The sequence below is a fragment of the Bradyrhizobium sp. th-b2 genome (assembly GCF_000426785.1).
Taxonomy (GTDB): domain Bacteria; phylum Pseudomonadota; class Alphaproteobacteria; order Rhizobiales; family Xanthobacteraceae; genus Bradyrhizobium; species Bradyrhizobium septentrionale.
In genome coordinates, this window is record NZ_AUGA01000213.1 from 1 (window position 1) to 2,201 (window position 2,201).

The window sequence follows — 2,201 nt, forward strand, 5'->3', positions numbered from 1 at the left end:
GGCCTCTCGTACCGTTTGCGTTGCATGACTGCGGACGCGACCGCCGGCATGCTGGCGTGACATTGCCGGCGTCGAACGCCACGCCCTGTCTGTTATGAGGCAGGGAGTTCATTCAAATCGAGCCGTTCCCGCCCGGACCTTCCGGCTTCCCCGTCAGAAAAATATCGGGTTGGCGCGTACAAGTGCGGAATAGCCGCATGGACGGATCGGCACAGCAGCGCCTCGATTCTCCCAACGTCTCTCAGCCAAAGTCTTGCCGCCCGTAAGAACGGTATGAGTGACCTCGAGCGTGAAGAAGATGTCCCTTACTGCTGTTCTAGAGAAGAATAAGCTGCCGTCCGTCCTCATCTCGGCAGGAGGGCCAAACGTTTGAAGTGCGGCCTTTAATGCATCTACGACCGATCTTTCGTGGCGCAAATCAATGGGTGTTCGAACGATAGTTCGACCGCTCTTTTCATCGGAAATCAATAGTTCCGTCGAACCGTTCGATCTATTAAAACATGTCGGCGTTCCAAATCACTGTAGTTGCCTTCGAACGCAAATTCTTCATGTCATGCTCCTTGAACCGTGTTGCTAACAGCTCGGCCTTCTTCAAATTGATCATCGCCTATTCATTGTCCTGAAATTCGGAAATCGTCGTGGCCGAGGACCCGAGCGGATGAAATCGCTCGACCATCAGCGCAAGCTTTTCGATAGACGGTGCGGGTCGCATGACGTGCGGTACGGATTTGCGGCCTCCCGCGCCGATCGCCAAATTCCACCCGTGCCCGTCCTCGACGATTGCCGCGTACATGCTTCTGTACAGCGTTCCGGCCGTAAGATGGGAGTAGCGCGGGCCTGCATCCTCTATCAGCCTTTTGACCGTCCGGGAGATGGACTTCAGCGGAAGTCGAGTCCACGGTGGACGGAAGGTCGGAAACATCGCTCCGTCACCGACCGGAATACTCGCTCGATATTCGAGCCACTTCGACAAAGCCGCTGACGCCACGTCGTCTAGGTGGACGACGCGTTCGCGCGTGTCGTTGTGCCCGGCCGTCACGCCGTGGCCGAGCGATCCGTGACATCGAGACGCACCAATTCGGCCACGGTAATTCCGGCGGCAAGGAGACAAATCAGAACAAGACCGCGAAGTTCGACGGGACATCTTGATTCATGCGCCTGCTGAAGACGACTGCTCTGCCACGAAATCAAAGCGTCGATTTCCGACCGCTCTATCGAATAGTTCGGGGGGATCACGGTGATCGCCGGCGACGGAAGGAGCAAGGCGGGATTGTCGGTGCGAAGTCCCTCGTTGACGAGCATTTGGAATGCAACCCGGAGATTCCCGATGAGCCGATCCATTGATCGCTCGCTGCGCGTCTCCGCGCGTTCCTGACAAAAGGCGGTGAGATCCAAAAGGTCGGCGGTAATAAAATTCTTTTCGATCCTGCCAAGAAACTCCGAGAGCCAAGGAAGGACGATGGCAACGTTGTACGCTTCAGCAGGGCTGATCGAGGTCTCTACGGCTCCAACTATCACCTGAACCAGATATCCGGACGCTGGGCTCATAAAGCCTCCAAGACCAGTGCGAGGAGGCTCCTAACTCGGAGGGATCGCAGGCGGGCGATGCGGATATTGAGGTTCGCGAACGCCACTAGGCCGGAGATGCGGGGAGCTTCACGACGCATCTCGGATAGACGGCCCGCGAGGAGCGTGACCATCGCAGGTTGTCCTAGGTAAAGGGCATTCATGGCGTCCGATTGGCTCGCGCTTGATGGGGGGAGATCGTCGAGGGCGTCGGCCATCTCCAGCAAGTCGGCTTCCGGCCAAGCCTCCATGTCGTCGGGCAAGGTACGGCGAAACTCGCTGCGCAGCCGGACCGACGACGACAAGAGCCTCGCGCAAAACTCGCCCTTGGCGTCATCGGGAACGGTCGACTTCGCGGGCATGCGCGTCGCGTTTCCGCCGCAGCCGTGACATCGCGCGAGCGCGACAGCGGCAGACCAACCGAAGTGCGCCGAACAGAACGCACACCGGTCTTCGAGAGGCGCGCCGCTGTCGGGATCTCTACGAAGAGCACGAACCGTCCAGAGGAGGCGGTGATACCTTGATCACCGGCCGAGGCTCAGCCCGTAGGCGCCGGTGGCTGAGAGCCGTTCACGCCTGCAAAGGAAGAGGAGCGCTTCATGGAACGCTATTTCTTCGACATCCAAAGCGGCCGC

The 2,201-nt window shown here is 58.8% G+C and carries 3 protein-coding genes; all 3 read right to left on the reverse strand.

What is annotated here, in order from left to right; all coding sequences use genetic code 11:
• Nucleotides 1-607: 607 nt before the first annotated feature.
• Nucleotides 608-922 carry a hypothetical protein gene (locus K359_RS0147705; protein ID WP_156929145.1) on the reverse strand — a complete coding sequence of 105 codons (315 nt, stop codon included), beginning with the start codon at nucleotides 920-922 and terminating at the stop codon, nucleotides 608-610.
• Nucleotides 923-1,035: 113 nt separating this feature from the next.
• Nucleotides 1,036-1,548 carry a hypothetical protein gene (locus K359_RS0147710; protein ID WP_029085224.1) on the reverse strand — a complete coding sequence of 171 codons (513 nt, stop codon included), beginning with the start codon at nucleotides 1,546-1,548 and terminating at the stop codon, nucleotides 1,036-1,038.
• A complete protein-coding gene (locus K359_RS0147715; protein WP_156929146.1) occupies nucleotides 1,545-1,928 on the reverse strand; it encodes a hypothetical protein in 384 nt (127 codons plus the stop codon). Before K359_RS0147715 ends, K359_RS0147710 begins: the two co-directional genes overlap by 4 nt.
• Between the last annotated feature and the right edge of the window lie 273 nt (nucleotides 1,929-2,201).